Origin of the sequence: Clostridium sp. AF34-10BH (assembly GCF_003478095.1) — a bacterium.
Classification (GTDB): domain Bacteria; phylum Bacillota; class Clostridia; order Lachnospirales; family Lachnospiraceae; genus Acetatifactor; species Acetatifactor acetigignens.
In genome coordinates this window covers 1-673 of sequence record NZ_QUEC01000078.1, presented here as the reverse complement: position 1 = coordinate 673, position 673 = coordinate 1, and the positions used below count along the sequence as shown (strand labels likewise).

At 50.4% G+C, this 673-nt stretch carries 1 protein-coding gene; it reads left to right on the top strand.

The window, feature by feature from the left end; genetic code table 11:
• The coding region (locus tag DWZ61_RS19430) for an ion transporter (RefSeq protein WP_118540120.1) at nucleotides 1-673 on the top strand (673 nt) is incomplete at both ends.

The window sequence follows — 673 nt, the reverse complement described above, 5'->3', positions numbered from 1 at the left end:
TCCGCTCCCGGCTGCGGTTTCTGATCTCCTTCGACGGCATTATCGACCTGCTGACAATTTTACCCTTTTTCTTCCTGTCCGGCATGGTCATCTTCCGGATGCTGCGGGTGGCGAGGATCTTCCATTTGTTCCGCCTGAATGCACGGTATGATTCCTTCAATGTCATCACTACGGTATTGTATGAAAAACGCAATCAGATCATTTCCTCCGTGTTCATCGTACTGATTCTGATGCTCGCCAGCAGTCTGTGCATGTACAGCGTGGAACATGATTCCCAGCCGGAAGTATTCCGCAATGCCTTCAGCGGCATCTGGTGGAGCATGTCAACGCTGCTCACCGTGGGCTACGGAGACATCTATCCCATCACCACACTCGGCCGGATCATGGCGATCTGTATCGCCTATCTCGGTGTCGGTGCCGTGGCTATCCCCACCGGTATCATCAGTGCCGGTTTCGTGGAACAGTACCAGCGCAAAAGCAGTCTCTCTAATATTAAAGCGGCAGATATTCATGAGATCGCCGAGATCTTCGTGGATAAACGCTTCGCCGGCAAATCCGTGGAAGAAATGGAAGAGGCAGAACAGGTCACGATCTTCCTCATTCTGCGGGAGGATCTGTCCATTCTGCCTCAAAAAGATACGATATTAAAATTAAATGACATTATTGTCATTCG